Source organism: Xanthomonas sp. SS, assembly GCF_014236835.1.
Classification (GTDB): Bacteria; Pseudomonadota; Gammaproteobacteria; order Xanthomonadales; family Xanthomonadaceae; genus Xanthomonas_A.
The window spans coordinates 1,470,389-1,489,884 of record NZ_CP051190.1; the positions used below are offsets into that span (position 1 = coordinate 1,470,389).

Genomic DNA, 19,496 nt, shown 5'->3' on the forward strand with positions numbered 1-19,496 from the left:
AGTGACAACCAAATCCAGCAAAACCGTGCAAGGTGCAGTTGCCTGATGCGCGGGCGGGAGTCCCCCCGTTCCGTGCACCGGCGTTGGAGCCGTTTGCCTTCGTTGCGGGCCGCGGCCAGCGAACCTGCTGGCGCGGCCCTGCCAGGCACTGGATCGCGATGCACCGCTGTCCCGTGTCCCTGAACGAGGCGTGTCTTGAAGATGTAAAACTTGTATGCGACCGAGTCTGGTATAGCGTTGACAGCGTTGTCAACACTTACTTCACGGTATTTTGACAATTCTCGGCACGGATGCGACGGCAGGTGTCGAAGATGAACCGGCTTAGTTTCCTGTACGCTGCGTAGGTACTTGTGCGGGAAAGGAAATCCACGCTGAGAACAAGGCCGGGTGGCGCGTTCGCGACTGCCTGCGCGCTGGGCTGCGACGCGCAACAGCACGACCTGCATCCCAGAATTTGTGCGTTGCGGCGAATTTTCGCACGCCGTTTGCACCGGCTTTCGGGCGTTCCATCGGCAATGTCGGTGTCCTGTCGGAATAGCGCGACGAATCGGCCGCGATGGCTTATCGTGGAAGCAGTGACGGTAGAGCGACATTTGGGTGAATTTCATCTTGACAACGTTGTCAAGGTGGTCTGAAACTCGATCGATCAACAGGCCCCATCGGCTGCGCCCTGTGGGGCGCAACGGGAGAATACGTGTCCGCAAGCAGTTCACCAGTGGCAGCGGCCGGACCGCGCGCCGAGCCTTTCATCGCCGCCGACGTCGGCGGTACCCATGTGCGTATCGGCCTGGTGTCGCGCGGCGATGCCAGCGACAGCGTGCAGACGGTCAAGGTGCTGGACTATCGCAAGTACCGCTGCGCCGACTATCCGGGCCTGACCGAGATCATCGGCGAGTTCCTGTCCGGCGTGCCGGGTCCGGCGCCGACCCGTGGCGTGATCGCCAGCGCCGGCTATGCGCTGGAAGACGGCAGGGTGATCACCACCAACCTGCCGTGGAGCCTGTCGCCGCCGGAGATCCGCGAGCGACTGGGCATGCAGGCGCTGCACCTGGTCAACGATTTCGAAGCGGTGGCCTATGCGGCCTCGTCGATGGATGCCAGCGAAGTGTTGCATCTGACCGGCCCGCGCAAGGCGCAGCGCGGACCGGCGCTGGTCATCGGCCCGGGCACCGGGCTCGGCGCGGCGGTGTGGATTCCGACCAATGGCGGCGCCGTCGTGCTGGCCACCGAAGCCGGACACGCGGCCCTGCCGATCGGCAGCGAACTGGAGATGGCGATCGCGCAGCGGCTGTTGCGCACGCGCAGCTATGTGCCGGTGGAACACCTGCTGTCCGGCCCCGGTCTGCTCAATCTCTATAAGGTGTTGTGCGAGCTGCACGATGTCGCGCCGGCGCATGCCGCGCCCAGCGAGGTCACCGCGGCGGCGCTGGCCGGCAACGATCCGCTGGCGCACGAAGCGCTGTCGGCGTTCTGCGGCCTGCTCGGCAGCGTGGTCGGCGACATGGCGCTGCTGTACGGCATCCAGAGCGGCATCTACCTGGCCGGCGGCTTCCTGCCGCAGATCGGCGAGTTCCTGGCCGCCAGCAGCTTCGTCGAGCGCTATTTGAACAAGGGCGCGATGCGCCCGGCGCTGGAGCAGATCCCGGTGAAGCTGGTGGAGCACGGCCAGCTCGGAGTGATCGGCGCGGCGAACTGGTTCCTGCAGCAGCAGCGCTAGCGCTCGCGGCGCGCGGGCTGCGTTGGCGAGATGGGAACATGGAATCGCGGCGCGCGGCGTGTCGGGGATCGTCCGTCGCCGCTGAAAGGACCCTGGAGAACCTCGCGTCCGGAATCGGTGCGATACGGCATCATCGGCATTGCCGTTCTCCTGTCGCGGCTGAAGCCGCTCCTACAGGAGCGAGCGGTGCGGCTTCTGTAGGAGCGGCTTCAGCCGCGACAGAAAGTCGAAGCGGTCGCGAAGCCGCCGGTAGCGACCGCAAGCGCCGTCGCAGCGACGTTCGCTGGTGCCGCGATGACGAGCCCGCGGAGCGCCGATGCCTGCGACAACAGCGGCGGCCCGTGCGGCCGCCGCCATCGCCGCGGTTATAGCGTGAAGTGCACGCTGAGCATGTAGCCGCGCCCGTTCTTGTACAGATAGTAGGGCTGGCTCTCCTGGCCGACGTAGCTGTAGTAGGTCTCGTCGAGCAGGTTGGTGCCTTCCAGCTGCAGCTTGACCTTGTCGGTGATGGCGTAGGACACCGACGCATCGAGCTGGGTGAAGTCGTCGGTCATCTGGTTCGCGCCCAGGCGCCCGATCTGGGTGAAGTAGGCCGAGCGCCAGCCCAGGGTCAGCCGCGCCTCCCATGGCCCTTTCTCGAAGTAGGGGCTGAGGTTGTAGCTGTTCTTGGAGTTGTACGGCAGGTTGTAGTCGCCCTGGGTATCGGCCTTGGAGTAGGTGTAGTTCGCCGCCACGCCGAAGCCGCCGCCGAGTTCCTGCTGGTAGCTCAGCGACACGCCCTTGACCTTGGCTGCGCCGGAATTCTGCGGCAGCGTCACCTCGTAGATGTCCTCGCGGTTGTAGGTGTTGTTGTGCAGCGGTTGCTGCACCAGGGTCTGCAGGATGTAGTTGGAGATGTCGCGGTAGAACAGCTCGCCGGCAAGCACGCTGTTGGGCGCGAAATACCATTCCAGCGATGCGCCGTAGTTGGTGGAGCGGTACGGATCCAGCGCCGGATTGCCGCTGCTGGCGGTGAGCTTGTTGTCGTCGGCGTTGACGTAGGGGGTGAGGTCGGCATAGCGCGGCCGCGCGATCACCTTGGCTGCGGCCACGCGCAGGATCAGCGCATCGGACAGGTCGTAGGCGAAATTTAGCGACGGCAGCCATTCGCCGTAGGACTTGTTGTAGCGCAGCGGCGCGTAGGCGCTGCCGTCGTACTGGTAGCCGCCGATCGCGTCGCGGGTGTTGACGTAGCGCACGCCGATGTTGCCGCGGTAGTTGTAGCCGGAAAAATCCGCCTGCAGATACGCGGCGCGGTTGCGCTCGACCACGTCGAAGCTGCTGCCGTAGCTGGGCGCGAGCGTGTCGCTGCCGGGCAGGCCGCCGACGTAGTCCACCAGCGCGCCAGGGCTTTGCCGCGGCCAATGGCGCATGTCGTCGCTGACCGACAGGCCGTCCAGATAGCCGCCGGGCGTGCCGCCGCCATAGACCGCGGCCAGCGTGGTGTTCGGGTCGGCGGGGAAGCTGTCGTAGTACATGTCCTGCGCGGTGCTGTGGCGCGTGGCCTTGACCCCGGCGCGCAGCTTGGTGATCGGCCCCCAGGCCACGTCGTGGTCGAAGTCCAGTTGCGCGTAGCGTTCCTTGTCCAGGTTTGGATAGCGGTTGACGGTGGCGCCCAGCACCGACATCGCGTCCAGCGCCGATGGCGGCACTGCGTAGTCCACGCCGACGTTGCGGTGATCGATGGCGTAGTCGTAGCCGCCGTTGCCGCGGAAGGTGAGGCCGTAGATGCGATCGGCGCCGCCGGCCGAGCGGGTCGCGCCGACCTGGCCGGAGACGTTCCAGCCATCGCCGTGCCAGTCGCCGCGCAGGGTGTTGCTGCTGGTCTTGACCGTGGTCTTGCGCACGTACGAATCGAGGATGGTTTCGGCGTTGTTGCCGTAGGCGCCGGAGGTGGCGATGCCGTCGGTCACGTCCAGTGCGGTGGCGTTGGCCGGCACGAAGTTGGCATAGCGGCTCTGGTTGACGTTGTCGAAGGTTTCCTCGACGTAAAGGCCGGTGTAGGTCAGCTCGAAGGCGTCGTTCGGCTTCCACTGCAGCGAGCCGGTGACGCCATCGCGCTTGCGGGTCTGGGTGAACAGCGCGCTGTTGATCGCGGTGGGGTAGACCCCTTGCTTGCCGGCGGCGACCGCATCGGGGAAGCCGGCGCCCTGGATGTCGCTGTAACCGAAGATCTCCACGCCGTCGCGGCGCAGCGAGCGCTCCGAATGCATCACCGAGCCGAGCACGCCGAGCGTGCCGGCGTCGTTCTTCCAGTTGTATAGCAGCGAGGCGTTGGGCTTGCCGTCTTCGGCGCGGTCGTTGTAGCCGTAGCTGACGCTGCCGGTCAGCAGATTCTTTTCCAGTTCCAGCGGCTTGCGCGTGTGCAGGATCACGGTGCCGCCCAGGCTGCCTTCGTCGATGCTGGCCTGCGGGCTCTTGTAGACCTCGGCGCTGCCGATCACTTCCGGCGCCAGCAGCGAGTAGTTGAACGAGCGGCTGTCCGGATTGTTCGGATCGCCGCCCCAACTGGTGGAGGCGATACTCTGGCCGTTGAGCAGCACCCGGTTCAGCGCCGGATCGGTGCCGAGGATCGAGACCTTCTCGCCCTCGCCGAACTGGCGATCGACGCTGACCCCGGGCAGGTGCGACAGCGATTCGGCGACGTTGGCGGCGGGAAACTTGCCGACGTCCTCGGCCGAGATCGCATCAACGATCGCATCGGCATTGCGCTTGATGTTGAGCGATTTCTGCAGGCTGGCGCGGTAGCCGGTGACCTTGACCGCATCCAGTTCCTGTACCGCCGCGGGCGCGGCTTGGTCGCTGGCGGCGGTGCCGCTGTCGGTCGCGGGCGCTGTCGCGGCGTCGTTCTGTGGCGGGGGGACTTGCTGGGCGAAGACGCTGGCCGGTGCGGCCAGCGCCGCGGCGATGGCGAAGGCCAGGGGAGCGAGGCGGGTGTGGTTCAAGCGGGCGGTCTCCGAAAGGTGCGCAGGACGCGAAAGGCCCGCCGGCGTGGCGGCAGGCAAGTGATGCCCTCGGCCCGGATGCGGCGCGATGGGCGAATGGAAAACAAAGGCGAGGCGTGCATGCCGCCGAGCGGCGGAGACGGCGTGTCGGCATCGGCGCTGGTTTGCGTGCCGGCGCGCGTGCCGCACATGGGCGCGGCAGCGGCGGATGGCGCACGCGGCTGCGCGTGCGTGGGTTGTGCGGACCGGCGGCCATGCGCTGGCGGGCCGTGTCGTTCGTTGCGCCGGTTCAAGCCGGAAGCACCCCGCGCGATGGCTCAGGAGCGCCGACTGTGTCGCGCTTGTCCTTCGTTGTCAACGCGCGTTGCGGTTAAATAATCGCTAAGAAAAGTGCTGTTTTAAAGGTGAAATCGACAATTCGCGCGGCTTCGGTAGCACCGTCGCAGCACGCCTTCGGTCAACGATGTCTACGCGATTGCGTGCGCCGGTTCACAGGTCGCCGCAGCGCGCCTGCAATGCCGCGATCGCGGCCAGGCCGGCGGTCTCGGTGCGCAGGATGCGCGGTCCCAGGCGCAGGCCGGCGAAGCCGGCGGCGTGCAGCGCGGCGCGGTCGCGCGGCGACCAGCCGCCCTCCGGGCCGATCGCGATCGTCGCCGCGTTGCCGGCGATGTCCAGCGTGCGCAGCCGGTGTTCGCCTTGCGGATCGAGAGTGAGCTTCAGCTGCGTGCCGGTCACCGTAGCGGCGGCGTCGGCCAGCGCCAGCGGCGCGGCCAGGCTGGGCACGCGCGCGCGGCCGGACTGTTCGCAGGCCGAGATCACCACGCTGCGCCAGTGCGCCACGCGCTTGTCGGTGCGCGCCGCATCCAGCTTCACCTCGGTGCGCTCGGCCCAGACCGGCACGATCGCAGCCACGCCCAGTTCGGTCGCCTTCTGCAGGATCAGGTCCATCTTCTCGCCGCGCGCCACGCCCTGCAGCAGGGTGATCGCCAGTGGCGATTCGTTGTCCGCCGGCTGCGCCGCGCCGATCCGCGCGCTGGCGCCGCGCTTGCCCACCTGCAGCAGTTCGGCGTCGTAGTCGCAGCCGTCGCCGTTGAACAGCACGCAGCGGTCGCCTTCGCGCAGCCGCAGCACGCGCAGCAGATGCCCGGCGACGTCCTCGGGCAGCACCACGTCCTCGCCTTCGCGCAGCGGCAACTCGACATGGCAGCGGGTCAGGCGCATGCCACGGCCTCGTCGATCGCGGCCAGGGTGGTCTCGGCGAGCAACGCCAGCTGCGCGTCGTCCACGCAATACGGCGGCATCCAGTACAGCACGTCGCCCAGCGGGCGCAGCACCACGCCGCGCTGCAGGGCGGCACGGTACGCGCACAGGCCGACCCGCGCGCCGGCCGCGAACGGGGTGCGCTTGTCGCCGTTGCGGGTCAGTTCGAACGCCACCACCATTCCGGCCTGGCGCACGTCGGCCACGTGCGGATGGTCGTTGAACGGTGCCGACAGCGCGCGCATGGTTTCGGCGGTGCTGCGGTTGCGCGCGAGCACGTCGTCCTGCTGGAAGATCCGCAGGCTGGCCAGCGCGGCGGCGCACGCCAGCGGATTGCCGGTATAGCTGTGCGAGTGCAGGAAGGCGCGTTCGCGGCTGTCGTCGAGGAAGGCGTCATATAAGTGTTGCGTGGCCAGCACCGCCGACAGCGGCAGGAAGCCGCCGGTCAGGCCCTTGGATAGGCACAGCAGGTCCGGCATCACCCCGGCCTGCTCGCACGCGAACAGGGTGCCGGTGCGGCCGAAGCCGGTGGCGATCTCGTCGGCGATCAGGAACGCGCCGTTGGCGTCGCACAGCTCGCGCGCGCGGCGCAGATAGGCCGGGTCGTGCATGCGCATGCCGCCGGCGCACTGCAGGCGCGGCTCCAGGATCACCGCGCAGATTTCGCCCGGATGGCGGTCGAACAGGTCGGCCAGCGCATCGGCGGCGGCATCGGCGCGCTGTCGTGCGCTCTGCCCCGGCGCGGCCAGGTAGGCGTCGGGCGAGGGCGCGAACAGCGCTTCGCACAGCAGCGGCGCGTACACCCGCCGGTACAGCGGGATGTCGCCGACCGCCAACGCGCCGATGGTTTCGCCGTGGTAGCCGTTCTCCAGCGCGACGAAGCGGGTGCGGCGGGTCTCGCCGCGGTTGTGGAAATAGTGGAACGCCATCTTCAGCGCCACTTCGACCCCGGCCGAGCCGTTGTCGGCGTAGAACACCTTGGCCAGCGGCGCGCGCCCGTCCTGGCGCGGCGCCAGCGCCAGCAGCTGCTCGGCCAGTTCCACCGCAGGCGCGTGGCTGAAGCCGGCCAGCATCACCTGTTCCAGCTGGGTGGCCTGCGCGGCGATGGCCGCGGCGATGCGCGGCTCGCTGTGGCCGAACAGATTGGTCCACCAGCTGCTCACCGCATCCAGGTAGCGGTTGCCTTCGTGATCGATCAGCCAGGCGCCTTCGCCGCGCGCGATCGGCAGCAGCGGCAGGGTGTCCGGATGCTCGCGCATCTGCGTGCAGGGGTGCCACAGCACCGCAAGGTCGCGTTGCCGCCAGGCGGCGGCAGTCTGTGATGCGGTCAGGTCTGTTAGCATTTCGCGCTCATGAACAGGTTCTTCGCTCCGTGCATTCTATCGGTCGACGCTGCAAAGCGCCGCGGGGTGCCGGCGTGAGCCGTCCGTTGCCGATCATTCACGCGCTGCGCGAGCGCGGCGAGTCGGCCATGGAGCGCAAGGTCGAAGAGCTGGACCTGGAGTTCAGCAACGGCGAACGGCGCGTATTCCACCGGCTCAAATCCCCGGGCCACGGCGCGGTGGTGGTGGTGCCGATGCTGGATGCGCAGACCGTGCTGCTGGTGCGCGAGTACGCCGCCGGCGTGCATCGCTACGAACTGGGCCTGGTCAAGGGCCGCATCGATGCCGGCGAGACGCCGCTGCAGGCGGCCGACCGCGAACTCAAGGAAGAGGCCGGCTACGGCGCCCGGCAACTGCAGGTGCTGCGCGCGATGACCCTGGCGCCCACGTATATGAGCCACCAGTCCTGGCTGGTGCTCGCGCAAGATCTCTATCCCGAAAAACTTGCCGGCGACGAGCCGGAGGAACTAGAAGTGGTGCCCTGGAAACTGGCTGAACTGGATCAACTGATGTTGCGTGAGGATTTTTCCGAAGGGCGTTCGCTGGCGGCGCTGTTCATCGCCCGCGAGTGGCTGGGTCGTAGCGGATGATCCGCATCACCGCAGACCTGCGCGAAACCGTCATCGCCATCGCCATCGACGCCGCCGCGGCGATCATGGCCGTCTACGCCACCGGCTTCGAGGTCGAGCACAAGGCCGACGCCAGCCCGCTGACCCAGGCCGACCTAGCCGCGCACCGGATCATCGTCGAAGGCCTGGAACGGCTGACCCCCGACCTGCCGGTGCTGTCCGAGGAATCGGCGCACATTCCATGGGACGTGCGCGAGCACTGGACCAGCTACTGGCTGGTGGACCCGCTCGACGGCACCCGCGAATTCGTCAAGCGCAACGGCGAGTTCAGCGTCAACATCGCGCTGATCCACCAGGGCGCGCCGGTGTTCGGCGTGGTCCAGGCGCCGGTCGATGGCCGCGTCTGGCACGCGGTGCGCGGCGAGCAGGCGTACCGGCGCGACGGTTTCCGCGACACCGCGCTGAACACGCGGCGTCCGGCTAGCGCGCCGCTGCGGGTGGCGGCCAGCCGCTCGCACCGCGATCCGCGCACCGACGCGCTGCTGCTGCGCATGGGCGAGACCGAGGTGATCGCGCAGGGTTCGTCGCTGAAGTTCTGCCGCATCGCCGACGGCGAGCTGGACGTGTACCCGCGCTTCGGCCCGACCTCCGAATGGGATACCGCCGCCGGCCAGTGCGTGCTGCAGGCGGCCGGCGGCACCCTGCTCGCCGCCGATACCGGTAAGCCGTTCCGCTACAACCGCCGCGAATCGCTGCTCAACGGCGATTTCCTGGCGCTGGGCGATCCCACGCTGCCGTGGCGCAGCTGGCTGGGCTGAGCGGACGCTGCCGCCGGCAACGGCGGTGACCTGCGAGCGGCGTCGCGGCTGACGCCGCCGCAATGCGCGCCTTCGGCAACCAGGCGCGATGACGGCGTCGTGGCCATGCGCCGCAGGACGGTCGCATGCGCCGCATCGCCGCTCGCCATGCCGCCGGCCGCTCATCGTGCGGGTCGCTCTGCCACACTAACCGGCAGGCGGCGCCGTTGCCGTCGCATCGGAACCCGCACGTGACCGCAGCCCGCTACGACCTTCCCGCCCTGCTCGAGATCATGGCGCGCCTGCGCGATCGCGAGCATGGCTGCCCCTGGGACCTGGAGCAGGATTTCGCCAGCATCGCCGCGTACACGATCGAAGAGGCGTACGAAGTCGCCGACGCGATCGACCGCAACGACCTGGGCGAGCTGAAGGACGAACTCGGCGACCTGCTGCTGCAGGTGGTGTTCCATGCGCAGATGGCGCGCGAGCAGGGCGCCTTCGGCTTCGACGATGTGGTGACCGCGATCTGCGACAAGATGGTGCGCCGGCACCCGCATGTGTTCGGCGACAGCCAGGTCGCCGACGCCGAGCAGCAGACGCTGAGCTGGGAGCAGATCAAGCGCGACGAGCGCGCCGCGGCCGGCAAGACCGACAGTTCGGCGCTGGCCGGGATCGCCCGCGGCCTGCCGGAATGGCAGCGCGCGGTGAAGCTGCAGGCGCGCGCGGCGCGGATCGGTTTCGACTGGCCAGGGCCGGAGCCGGTGCTGGAAAAACTGCAGGAAGAACTGGAAGAAGTGCGTGCGGAATTCGCGCGCGGCGCGGTGCAGGACAACCAGGCGCGGCTGCAGGACGAGATCGGCGATCTGCTGTTCGTCTGCGCCAATCTCGCGCGCCACGCCCAGGTCGATGTCGGTGCTGCGCTGCGCCATGCCAACCAGAAATTCGAACGCCGTTTCCGCGCGATGGAGCAGCTGGCGCAGCACGACGGCAGCGCGCTGGAGGGTCTGTCGCTGCAGCAGCAGGAGGCGTACTGGCAGCGCGCCAAGCGCCAGGAGCGCGACGCGGCGCAATGAAGACGCTGCTGCTGTTCGTGCTGACCGCGCTGGCCGAGATCGTCGGCTGCTATCTGCCATACCTGTGGCTGCGCGAGCAGGGCAGCGCATGGCTGTTGCTGCCGGCGGGCGCCAGCCTGGCCGCGTTCGTGTGGCTGCTAAGCCTGCATCCGGAAGCCAGCGGCCGCGTCTACGCCGCGTACGGCGGCGTCTACATCGCGGTGGCGCTGCTGTGGCTGTGGGCGGTGCAATCGGTCCGACCCACGCGCTGGGACCTGCTCGGCGCCGGCCTGTGCCTGCTTGGCATGGCGGTAATCATGTTCGCGCCGCGGCAGGCCTGACGCACGCGCAGCGCGCGCGATCGGCGCCTGTCGTGCGTCGCGATCTTCCAGCGCGATGGCGGCGAACCGTGCCGAGAGGCGACGCTCGCATGTCGCAGGCGGCGCTTGGCGATGCCGCGTGTGACCACGCTGGAGGCGTTCGCTGGCAGCGGCGGGCCGGCCGCGCAAGCGCCGACACCCCTTCTTTAATGCGGGTACCAACGCGGCGTATGCTAGCTGCCTGCGTTGCCTCGGGAGGGCCACCGCATGCGGCGTTTCGCCAGCTTCCGCGAGTTCTATCCATTCTATTTGAGCGAGCACCGGCATCCGCTGTCGCGCCGGCTGCATTTCGTCGGCAGCGTCGCGGTGCTGCTGGCGGTGCTGCTGGCGATCTGCACAGGACAGCCGCGTTGGCTGTGGATCGCGCCGCTGTGCGGCTACGGCTGCGCCTGGATCGGGCATTTCTTCTTCGAGAAGAACCGCCCGGCCACCTTCCGCCACCCGCTGTACTCGTTCGCCGGCGACTGGGTCATGTTCAAGGACATGCTGCTCGGGCGCATCCGCTGGTAGCCGGCGCCGTCCCGGGCGCTCGCTATACTCGCTGGATAGACCCTTTCGGTTAAATGGAGCAAATCGATGCCGTCCACCTATTTCCTCGCGCTGGTGATCCTGGTCGCAGGCGTGATCGTGCTGTTCAAGACCGTGCGCATGGTGCCGCAGGGATTCCAGTGGACGGTGGAGCGCTTCGGCCGCTACACCCACACCCTGTCGCCCGGCCTGCACTTCCTGATTCCGGTGGTCTACGGCCTGGGCCGCAAGGTCAACATGATGGAGCAGGTGCTGGACGTGCCCAGCCAGGACGTGATCACCAAGGACAACGCGGTGGTGCGGGTGGACGGGGTGGTGTTCTTCCAGGTGCTGGACGCGGCCAAGGCCGCCTATGAAGTGTCGAACCTGGAGATCGCCACGATCGCGCTGGTGCAGACCAACATCCGTACCGTGATCGGCTCGATGGACCTGGACGAATCGCTGAGCCAGCGCGAGACGATCAACGCGCAGCTGCTCAACGTAGTCGACCATGCGACCAATCCGTGGGGCATCAAGGTCACCCGCATCGAGATCCGCGACATCCAGCCGCCGCGCGACCTGATCGATTCGATGGCGCGGCAGATGAAGGCCGAGCGCGAGAAGCGCGCGCAGATCCTCGAGGCGGAGGGCTCGCGGCAGTCGGAAATTCTGCGCGCCGAGGGCGAGAAGCAGGCCGCGGTGCTGGAGGCCGAAGGCCGCAAGGAAGCCGCATTCCGCGACGCCGAGGCGCGTGAGCGCCTGGCCGAGGCCGAAGCGCGCGCCACCACGATGGTGTCCAAGGCGATCGCCGAGGGCGACGTGCAGGCGATCAACTACTTCATCGCGCAGAAGTACGTGGAGGCGTTCAAGGAACTGGCCACCGCGCCGAACCAGAAGTTCGTGCTGATGCCGATGGAGTCCAGCGGCATCATCGGCTCGATCGCCGGCATCGGCGAACTGGCGCGCGAGGCGCTGAGCAAGCAGCAGTCCGCGCCGCCGGCGGTACCGCGCGGCATGCCGCCGCGCAGCGGAGTCTGAGCGATGCGCGCGGAGGTGGTGGCGTGGGGTGCGCTGACCCTGCTGCTGTTCGCGGCCGAGGCATTGGCGCCGGGCGCGTTCATGCTGTGGATGGGCTTCGCCGCCGCGGCGGTGTTTGTGGCCGTGCTGGTGCTGCCGGGCATCCCGCTGCTGCTGCAGATCGGTGCGTTCGTGGTGCTCAGCTTCGTCTCCATCCAGATCTACCGCACCTGGTTCCGCGGCCGCGACCGGGTCAGCGACCGGCCGTTGCTCAACCGCCGCGCCGAACAGTTGATCGGCCGGGTGGTGACGCTGGACCAGCCGATCCAGGCCGGCCGCGGCCGCGCCAAGGTCGACGACGCGTTCTGGGTGGTCGGCGGCCCCGACCTGCCGGCCGGCAGCGCGGTGCGCATCGTCGGAGTGGATGGCATGACGTTGCTGGTGCAGCCGGAGTAAGGCCGGGATTGGGGATTCGGAATTTGGAGGCTACCGTGCGTGCGCGGCATCTCCGCATGCTGCATGCATCCGTTGTAGGAGCGGCTTCAGCCGCGACACAATCTCTGATTCTGATAATGCCTGTCGCGGCTGAAGCCGCTCCTACAACGGCGTGCCTTCGGGCTGGATCGTATGCGGCCGCCCCGAATCCCCCAATCCCGAATCTCCAATCCCGGCCGCTCGGCGGCGATAATGGGCGACTTTCCCTCACGGACCCGCGCCATGACCCAGAAGACCATCCTCAACGACAGCCATCGCGCCCTCGGCGCCAAGATGGTCGACTTCGGCGGCTGGGACATGCCGATCCACTACGGCTCGCAGATCGACGAGCACCATCAGGTGCGCCGCGACGCCGGCATGTTCGACGTCAGCCACATGACCGTGGTCGACCTGCACGGCACGCAGGTGCGCGGGTTCCTGCGCCACCTGCTGGCCAATTCGGTGGACAAGCTGAAGCTGCCGGGCAAGGCGCTGTACACCTGCATGCTCAACCCGCAGGGCGGGGTGATCGACGACCTGATCGTCTACTACATGTCCGACACCTTCTTCCGCCTGGTGGTCAACGCCGCCACGCGCAGCAAGGACCTGGCCTGGATCGGCGAGCAGGCGCAGAAGTTCGGCGTGGAGGTGCGCGAGCGCGAGGACTTCGCGATGATCGCGGTGCAGGGCCCGAATGCGCGCGCCAAGGCGATCGGCCTGCTGCGCGAGGACGATCGCGCCGCGGTGCAGAAGCTGGGCCGCTTCGCCGCGTTCGAGGCGGTGTCGAGCGACGGCGTGGCGCTGTTCGTCGCGCGCACCGGCTACACCGGCGAGGACGGTTTCGAGATCGTGCTGCCGCAGGAGCAGGCGGTGGCGTTCTGGAACGCGCTGCTGGAAGCGGGGGTCAAGCCGGCCGGGCTGGGCGCGCGCGACACGCTGCGCCTGGAGGCCGGCATGAACCTGTACGGGCAGGACATGGACGACAGCGTGTCGCCGTACGAGGCCGCGCTGGCCTGGACCGTGGCGCTGGACGAGGGCCGCGTGTTCATCGGCCGCGACGTGCTCGAAGCGCAGAAGGCCAACGGCGCGCCGCGGCAGATGATCGGCCTGGTGATGGACGACAAGGGCGTGCTTCGCCACGGCCAGAAGGTGCTCACCGCGCAGGGCGACGGCGAGATCCTGTCCGGCACGTTCTCGCCGACGCTGGGCAAGGCGATCGCGTTCGCGCGCGTGCCGGCCGGCGAACCCGGGCAGGTGCGGGTGGACATCCGCGGCAAGGAAGTGCCGGTGCGCGTGGTCAAGTTCCCGTTCGTGCGCGAAGGCCAGGTCCAGCCCGGTGTCCTCGAGTGAACCGGCCGCCGCCGCAATGCGCCCGCGACGTCGTTGCGGAGCATCCGGTTCGCTACACTAGCCACCCATCCCCGATACCGTCTTTTTCCGGAGCAGCCCCATGAGCGAGATCCCTGGCGACCTCAAATTCCTCAAGTCCCATGAATGGGCGCGCGTCGAAGGCAACGGTCGCGTCACCGTCGGCATCTCCGAGCATGCCCAGGGCCTGCTCGGCGACCTGGTTTACGTCGAGCTGCCCAACGTCGGCGACGACGTCGTCGCCGGCAACGGCGTGGCCGTGGTCGAGTCGGTCAAGGCCGCCTCGGACGTGTACAGCCCGCTCACCGGCAAGGTGGTCGAGGTCAATGCCGCACTCAGCGACAAGCCGGAGACGATCAACGAGGACGCCTACGGCGAAGGCTGGATCTTCGTGCTGGAGATCGCCGATCCGGAGCAGTTGAACGAACTGCTGACCCCGGACGACTACGCCGAGCTGCTCGAGGAAGACGGCCACTGAGCCGAGCTCCACTTCGCGACAGCCGAACCGGCCGCCTTGTGCGGCCGGTTTTCGTTTGCGCCGCACAAAAGAAAGCGGCAGCAGGAAGCGGAGCGCGCTTTCGGTAGTGCGGAGGTTTGCCGATCGGGCGATCGGCATCTCTCTGAGTGGCCGACATAGCGGCGATCGGGTTTGACGCAGGCGGCGGATGCGTCAGGCCAGGGCGAGGATGCCGGCCGCGCCGCACGCATCGATGCGCACGACGTGGTCGCCACGTGGCGGAAAGCGACGCCGCTGCAGCGGCAGCGGGACGCGGCGAACCGCGCGTCGGTTTTTTGGCAGTGACGGTGATGTGCATCGCAGTCGGGCGCCGCGGGCGAGGCGTCTGCCGATCGCGGCAGCGCTCGCTGCGCTGCGGCCAGCGTCGGCCAGACGCGTCGCGTTCGTCCGGTCGGATGTGTTCGTCGTGGCGCGCATGCGCAGTGCTGCGGGTCGGTCGAGGCGAACATGCACGCCGCTGGCGGACGCGGTGGCGAGCGCAAACGCGACGCGCCCGGTCGCTCGTGCGTGATGTGCCGGTGAGGAGCATGCGCAGACATGCGGACGCTACAACGGCATCGTCGTCGTCGCCGCGATGCAGTGCGAGGCGCCGCGCACGCGCGCTCGCAAGCGCCGAACAGCGCGAAAAAGTTTGCGCAGTTTTGCGCATTTGCTCTTGTGCGATGCCGGAACGGCGCATGCCGCGAAAAGTTTTTTTCAGCTCGCGGACAGGCTCGCGTATGCGCGCCGGGATGCCGCTGGCGCCGCGCGCGGCAGCGCGCGAAATGGCCGGTCGCATCGGCGTGTTGCAAAAAAGCGCGGGAATTACCGCTGTTTTTGTTTGCGCCGAAGTTTCGCCGCGGGTTTCGCAACGGCTGTTGTCGAGGTCCGGCGGCTGCCGATCGCGACGATCGATGAGGTCGCGGCACGCAACGCCTGAAAAAAAATTGCGTAGAACTGTTGACAGTAAAAAAAAGCGTGATTAGGTTTCGCCCAGCAGACGTTGCTGCGCAAGCGAGTGAATCGGATCGACATCAGAACGCGAAGCACAACTTGGACCTCCACCAGGAACCTGACGATGGTGGATCAGGTGTCGCTTCCCTCCGAGAAACGCAACGTCTCCCCTGGCACGACACCCGTATCGAGCTTCGATACGGGTGTTTCTGTATCCGACCCGGCCCGCACTACGCGCCGGCGGATCCTGCAGGCGGACCATCGCCGCGGGTTTGCTTTAACTGGGCGTTTTCAATCCATAGTTCACTGACGAGGAGCCATCCCATGGCCACGAAAAAAGCTGCGAAAAAGAAGCCGGCCGCTAAGAAAGCGGTCAAGAAGACTGCCGCCAAGAAGCCGGCAGCGAAGAAGGTCTCGGTAAAGAAGGCGGTCAAGAAGGTCGCCAAGAAAGTCGCCAAGAAGGTCGCCAAGGTGAAGAAGGCCATCAAGAAGGCCACCGCCAAGAAGACCACCGCGAAGAAGGCGGTAAAGAAGACCGCGAAGAAGGCGACCGCCAAGAAGGCCGCCACCAAGAAGACCGCGAAGAAGGCCACCGCGAAGAAGGCGGTAAAGAAGACCGCGAAGAAGGCCGTCGCCAAGAAGGCGGTAAAGAAGTCGGCTGCCAAGAAGCCGGCCGCGAAGAAGGCTGTCGCCAAGAAGGCCGTCGCGAAGAAGAAGCCGGTTGCCCGCAAGAAGAAGACCGCTCCGGTCGCGCTGCCGGCAACGCCCGCGCCGCTGATCTGATCTGATCCATCCCGATAGCCGTACCTAGAGCTCTCTCCCCGGTGCCCAGCGGGGAGGGAGCTTTTTTATGGGCGTCCGCTTGCCGTCGCCGTGGGGAGCTGCTTGCCATGGCGCCTAGGTGCCACGCACCTGCCGCCCATCTGCCACCGACGTGTCGCCTGCATGTTGGCTAGTCCTCAAGCCGGCGGTGTTGCCGCCATCGCGCTCTGTCGCCGCCTGGCGCGTGCCTGATCTGTACTGAATTCCGACTGCGCTGCAGCCGACGATGCTGCGCGAGTTCGCCAAGCGGTTGTCTCACTGCCGCAGACGACGTGGTCGACGATGCCGCTCGGTCCTCCTGCGCGCGAGGGCATTCGGCGGCGCTGCCATGTCGCACTGGGAGCCTCTGCGTTTTCAAACCCATCCGCGCCGTGCTTCACGTGCCCGTTGCTGCGCTGGCGGCGCCTGTGCGAGCGCGAGAGGGTGGATGCTGTGACTTGCTGGCAAACCCATCGCTGCAGTGCCGACTTGCCGTGCGGCCTGGTTGACTGATCCTGCTTCTCCACCGGGACCACGCGCCGCTTTCCGGGGAAGGTGGTGCGCAGGGTCGGGTCAGGCGGCGTGCGTAGTGATGGGTCCTGTGGCGAGGTGAGGTGCATCGCCATGAGTACTCATGGCCGTGAGGCTGCCTAGAACCTTGCAGCAACTTGTTGCCGCGAGACTCGCCCGAACCCTCGCAGCAACTTCCTGTCGCTAGGCTTCGCCTGGACTCTCGCAAAACCTCTTGTCGCGAGGCTTCGCCCGTACCCTCACCCCAACCCCTCTCCCGATGGGAGAGGGGCTTTATTCGCTTGATGGACTTGTACGCGAGTGTCGGCAGCTGATCCGACGGCTGGTTGTCTTGGTGACAGACGACGGCCAAATCGCCAGTGACTTGTCGATCGATGGCTTCAAGCAGCGCTTCGACGTGGCGGAGCCGCTACCGCGCGCCGCCCCCTGTAGGAGCGGCTTCAGCCGCGACCCTAGCGCCTGGATTCCATCAACGTCGGATCAGGGCGCAATTGCTGGCTTGCGCAACCCAGTAGATTTTGTCGCGCTGAAGCCCAGTTCCCGCGAAGCCACCACGCAAACAGCAGAAAGGCGGCTCGCGCCGCCTTCCGCCGACTCCATCAGCAGACCGCCCGCGTCAGTGCGGCGACGCGGTCGACTTTGACGCGGAGGCGCCCTTCTTGTCCTTCGGATCCGGACGCTCGGCCATCATGTTGTCGCTGCCGAAGTCGGTGTCCACGTCCAGCCAGCGCTGCGTCGGCAGGCCGATCGCGCGGTCGAGGATGGTCGGCAGCAGGCCGGAGGGCAGGCCGCTCTCGCCGTTCCACAGGATCGCCACGCCCAGGTCGCGTTCGGGCACCAGCGCGACCAAGCCGCGATAGCCCTGCACCGCGCCGGCATGGAACACCACCTGGTGGCCGGAGTAATCGAAGATGCGCCAGCCCAGCGCGTAGCTGGCCGAGTTGACCCGCTCGCGGCGCCAGCCCGAGCGCATCTCGCCGGGCGTGGTGATCAGCGGCGCGTGCAGCGTGGCCAGCAGCGGCGCCGGCAACACGTCCGGACGGTGCCCGGTCTGCGCGATCAGCCACTGCGCCATGTCGCTGATGCTGGCGTTGACGCCGGCGGCCGGGGCCAGCCGGTAGTAGGTGGGCTTGGGCATCAGCGACACCCAGCCGTTGCGGCTGCGCACGTGCGGACGCGCCCAGCGCGGGCTGGCCTGGATCCCGGCCAGGCCCATGCTGGCGTCGTTCATGCCCAGCGGCTTGAAGATGCGGCGCTCCACCGACTGCTCGTAGAAGCTGCCGGAGGCGGCGAACACCACGTCGCCGATCAGGCTGAAGGCGACGTTCTGGTAGGCGTAGCAGTCGCCCGGCGCGCACTTGAGCGGCGCGTAGGCGAGCTTGTGGCTGAGCGTGTAGTAGTCGGTATTGGATTCGACGTCGCGGTCGTAGGCGTTGTAGGTCAGGCCGACGCGATGGCTGAGCAGGTCGGCCACGTTCAACTGGCCGGTGGCGACCGGATCGCTGAGCTGGAAGCCGGGCACGTAGTCGACGACCTTGCTGTCCCAGCGCAGCGTGCCGTCGTTGACCAGCAGGCCGGCCATGGTGCCGGCGAAGGCCTTGGACAGCGAGGCCAGGCGGAACACGGTGTGCGCATCGACCGGCTCGGGGCGGTTGACGTCGGTGACGCCGTAGCCGCGCGCGCTGATCACCTGGCCGTTGTGCACGATCGCCACCGCCAGGCCGGGCACGCGTTCGCCGTAGGTGAGCTGCTCGGCCATCGCTTCCAGGCTGGCGACATCGAAGTCCCTGGCCAGCGGCAGCACCTTGCTGTCCGGCAGCGACGCGCGGTACGGCAGCGGCTGGGTCGGCGAGGTGTAGCGCGTGGCTTCGGTGTAGATCGGCGGCGGCAGCGGCTGCGAGGGCGCCGGCGTCTGCGCGGTGGAGGACATTGCAAAGGGCAGCAATACCCCGAGCATCCCGGTTGCCACCGGTCGAAGGAGCCGGTGCCTGCTGTTCTGTTTCATCGCGCGTGTGGCCTGTGAGGTGCTGCCGAAACCGATTCTAGCGCCGCTTTTCGCCATTGCACAAACCGGGAGAAGATGAATGGGCATCGTCTTGATCCTGCTGGTGATTTTGCCGGGCCGACAAGGCCGGCAAGGCGGCGTCCGGAGCGGTTGCCGCAACGGCGCGGCAGGTGCCTGAAACGCATGCAATCGATGTGCCGAAGCCGCTGCGCTCGCCGCGGACAGGCTGAACCGTTGCCGGCGCAGTGACGGCGCGGTAGCGCTGCGGGATCATGGCGCATGCCCGATCCCGACCTTTCCTCGATCCCCGCCGCGCGTACCGCGCCTGCCGCCGCGACCTGGCTGGGCCTGGCCTTCGTGCTGGTCTGGTGCACCGGCTACATCGCTGGCAAGCAGGTGGTGGCGCATGCGGCGCCGTTCACCGCGCTGCTGTGGCGCTTCGGCCTGACCGCGTTGTGCTTCGCGCTGGCCGCCGGTCCCGCACGCTTGAAGGCGCTGCCGTGGCAGGAACTGGCGCGCAGCGCGGTGGCCGGGGTGCTGATGCTGGCCTTGCAGTTCGGCGGGGTCTACGCCGCCTTCGCGCTGGGCACCGGTTCCGGCGTGGCCGCGCTGGTGATCGGGGCGATGCCGCTGCTGGTGGCCTGGGCCAGTCCATGGTGGGGCGGCCAGCGCTTGCGCGCCGCGCAGTGGCTGGGCATGGCGCTGGGTTTCGCCGGCGTCGCCACGGTCGCCGCCGACCGTATCGACGGGGCGACGCCGTGGGGCGGCTGGCTGGCCTTGCTGGTGGGCCTGTTCGGCATCGCCGCCGGCACCCTGTACCAGAAGCGGCATGCCGCGCAGCTCGACCTGCGCGTCGGGCTGGCGGTGCAGAACGCGGCGGCGACGCTGGTGCTGCTGCCGCTGGCGGCGTGGGAAGGCTTCCGCTTCCAGGCCAGCGGCGGTTTCGTCGCGGCGATGGCGTGGCTGGTGCTGGTCAATTCGATCGGCGGCTTCGCGTTGCTGTTCCTGCTGTTGCGGCGCGGCGCCGCCACCCAGGTGGCGAGCCTGTTCTTCCTGATGCCACCGGTGACCGCGGTGTTCGGCCACGTGCTGCTCGGCGAGCACCTGACCGCACTGAAGCTGTGCGGCTTCGCGCTGGCGGCGCTGGGCGTGTGGCTGGCGGGCCGCGCGCGGTGAAGCGCGGGTAGGCCGCCCGCCCGCTG

The 19,496-nt window shown here is 67.9% G+C and carries 18 protein-coding genes; 13 read left to right on the top strand and 5 right to left on the bottom strand.

The features are described from left to right. The first annotated feature begins 694 nt into the window (after positions 1-694). Entirely contained in the window at positions 695-1,717 is a 1,023-nt protein-coding gene (locus HEP74_RS06115) for a glucokinase family protein (RefSeq protein WP_185815649.1), read from the top strand. A gap of 365 nt (positions 1,718-2,082) precedes the next feature. On the opposite strand, the gene HEP74_RS06120 is transcribed toward HEP74_RS06115, so the two are convergent. The 3 genes from HEP74_RS06120 to bioA all read right to left on the bottom strand — a co-directional run bounded on the left by HEP74_RS06120 (position 2,083) and on the right by bioA (position 7,304). Further along, complete coding sequence (locus HEP74_RS06120; RefSeq protein WP_185815650.1) at positions 2,083-4,701, bottom strand: TonB-dependent receptor; 2,619 nt, start codon at positions 4,699-4,701, stop codon at positions 2,083-2,085. A 489-nt stretch (positions 4,702-5,190) separates the two neighbouring features. Beyond that, positions 5,191-5,922 (bottom strand): 16S rRNA (uracil(1498)-N(3))-methyltransferase, encoded by a 732-nt coding sequence (locus HEP74_RS06125; RefSeq protein WP_185815651.1) that lies wholly within the window; start codon positions 5,920-5,922, stop codon positions 5,191-5,193. Beyond that, positions 5,913-7,304: an adenosylmethionine--8-amino-7-oxononanoate transaminase gene (gene bioA, locus HEP74_RS06130; RefSeq protein ID WP_185815652.1), complete on the bottom strand. Its 1,392-nt coding sequence runs from the start codon at positions 7,302-7,304 to the stop codon at positions 5,913-5,915. Before bioA ends, HEP74_RS06125 begins: the two co-directional genes overlap by 10 nt. A 74-nt stretch (positions 7,305-7,378) precedes the next feature. Between bioA and nudE the strand changes: the two genes are divergently transcribed. The 11 genes from nudE to HEP74_RS06185 all read left to right on the top strand — a co-directional run bounded on the left by nudE (position 7,379) and on the right by HEP74_RS06185 (position 15,740). Then, positions 7,379-7,933 (top strand): ADP compounds hydrolase NudE, encoded by a 555-nt coding sequence (gene nudE / locus HEP74_RS06135; protein ID WP_185815653.1) that lies wholly within the window; start codon positions 7,379-7,381, stop codon positions 7,931-7,933. Beyond that, on the top strand, positions 7,930-8,730 hold the full coding sequence (gene cysQ, locus HEP74_RS06140) for a 3'(2'),5'-bisphosphate nucleotidase CysQ (protein WP_185815654.1): 801 nt from the start codon (positions 7,930-7,932) through the stop codon (positions 8,728-8,730). Before nudE ends, cysQ begins: the two co-directional genes overlap by 4 nt. Positions 8,731-9,002: 272 nt before the next feature. Beyond that, complete coding sequence (gene mazG, locus HEP74_RS06145; RefSeq protein ID WP_255427957.1) at positions 9,003-9,782, top strand: nucleoside triphosphate pyrophosphohydrolase; 780 nt, start codon at positions 9,003-9,005, stop codon at positions 9,780-9,782. Further along, a complete protein-coding gene (locus HEP74_RS06150) occupies positions 9,779-10,102 on the top strand; it encodes a YnfA family protein (RefSeq protein WP_185815656.1) in 324 nt (107 codons plus the stop codon). The genes mazG and HEP74_RS06150 overlap by 4 nt, the downstream gene beginning before the upstream one ends. A gap of 246 nt (positions 10,103-10,348) precedes the next feature. Next, on the top strand, positions 10,349-10,651 hold the full coding sequence (locus tag HEP74_RS06155; RefSeq protein WP_185815657.1) for an Mpo1-like protein: 303 nt from the start codon (positions 10,349-10,351) through the stop codon (positions 10,649-10,651). A gap of 66 nt (positions 10,652-10,717) precedes the next feature. Then, positions 10,718-11,686 (top strand): SPFH domain-containing protein, encoded by a 969-nt coding sequence (locus HEP74_RS06160; RefSeq protein WP_185815658.1) that lies wholly within the window; start codon positions 10,718-10,720, stop codon positions 11,684-11,686. Positions 11,687-11,689: 3 nt separating this feature from the next. Next, positions 11,690-12,121 carry an NfeD family protein gene (locus tag HEP74_RS06165; RefSeq protein WP_185815659.1) on the top strand — a complete coding sequence of 144 codons (432 nt, stop codon included), beginning with the start codon at positions 11,690-11,692 and terminating at the stop codon, positions 12,119-12,121. A 261-nt stretch (positions 12,122-12,382) separates the two neighbouring features. Next, a complete protein-coding gene (gcvT, locus tag HEP74_RS06170; RefSeq protein ID WP_185815660.1) occupies positions 12,383-13,489 on the top strand; it encodes a glycine cleavage system aminomethyltransferase GcvT in 1,107 nt (368 codons plus the stop codon). A gap of 100 nt (positions 13,490-13,589) precedes the next feature. Further along, on the top strand, positions 13,590-13,985 hold the full coding sequence (gene gcvH, locus HEP74_RS06175) for a glycine cleavage system protein GcvH (protein ID WP_053838778.1): 396 nt from the start codon (positions 13,590-13,592) through the stop codon (positions 13,983-13,985). Between the two features lie 670 nt (positions 13,986-14,655). Next, positions 14,656-14,943: a hypothetical protein gene (locus HEP74_RS06180; protein ID WP_185815661.1), complete on the top strand. Its 288-nt coding sequence runs from the start codon at positions 14,656-14,658 to the stop codon at positions 14,941-14,943. A 338-nt stretch (positions 14,944-15,281) separates the two neighbouring features. After that, positions 15,282-15,740: a histone H1-like repetitive region-containing protein gene (locus HEP74_RS06185; RefSeq protein ID WP_179566365.1), complete on the top strand. Its 459-nt coding sequence runs from the start codon at positions 15,282-15,284 to the stop codon at positions 15,738-15,740. Positions 15,741-16,905: 1,165 nt separating this feature from the next. Here HEP74_RS06185 and HEP74_RS06190 read toward each other — a convergent pair. Both HEP74_RS06190 and HEP74_RS06195 read right to left on the bottom strand, forming a co-directional pair. Then, a complete protein-coding gene (locus tag HEP74_RS06190) occupies positions 16,906-18,294 on the bottom strand; it encodes a serine hydrolase domain-containing protein (protein WP_185815662.1) in 1,389 nt (462 codons plus the stop codon). A 37-nt stretch (positions 18,295-18,331) separates the two neighbouring features. Further along, positions 18,332-18,568, bottom strand: coding sequence for a hypothetical protein (locus HEP74_RS06195; RefSeq protein WP_185815663.1), 237 nt, complete (start codon positions 18,566-18,568; stop codon positions 18,332-18,334). 5 nt (positions 18,569-18,573) lie between these two features. On the opposite strand from HEP74_RS06195, the gene HEP74_RS06200 reads away from it, so the two are divergent. Then, entirely contained in the window at positions 18,574-19,470 is an 897-nt protein-coding gene (locus HEP74_RS06200; RefSeq protein ID WP_185815664.1) for a DMT family transporter, read from the top strand. Positions 19,471-19,496 lie beyond the last annotated feature (26 nt).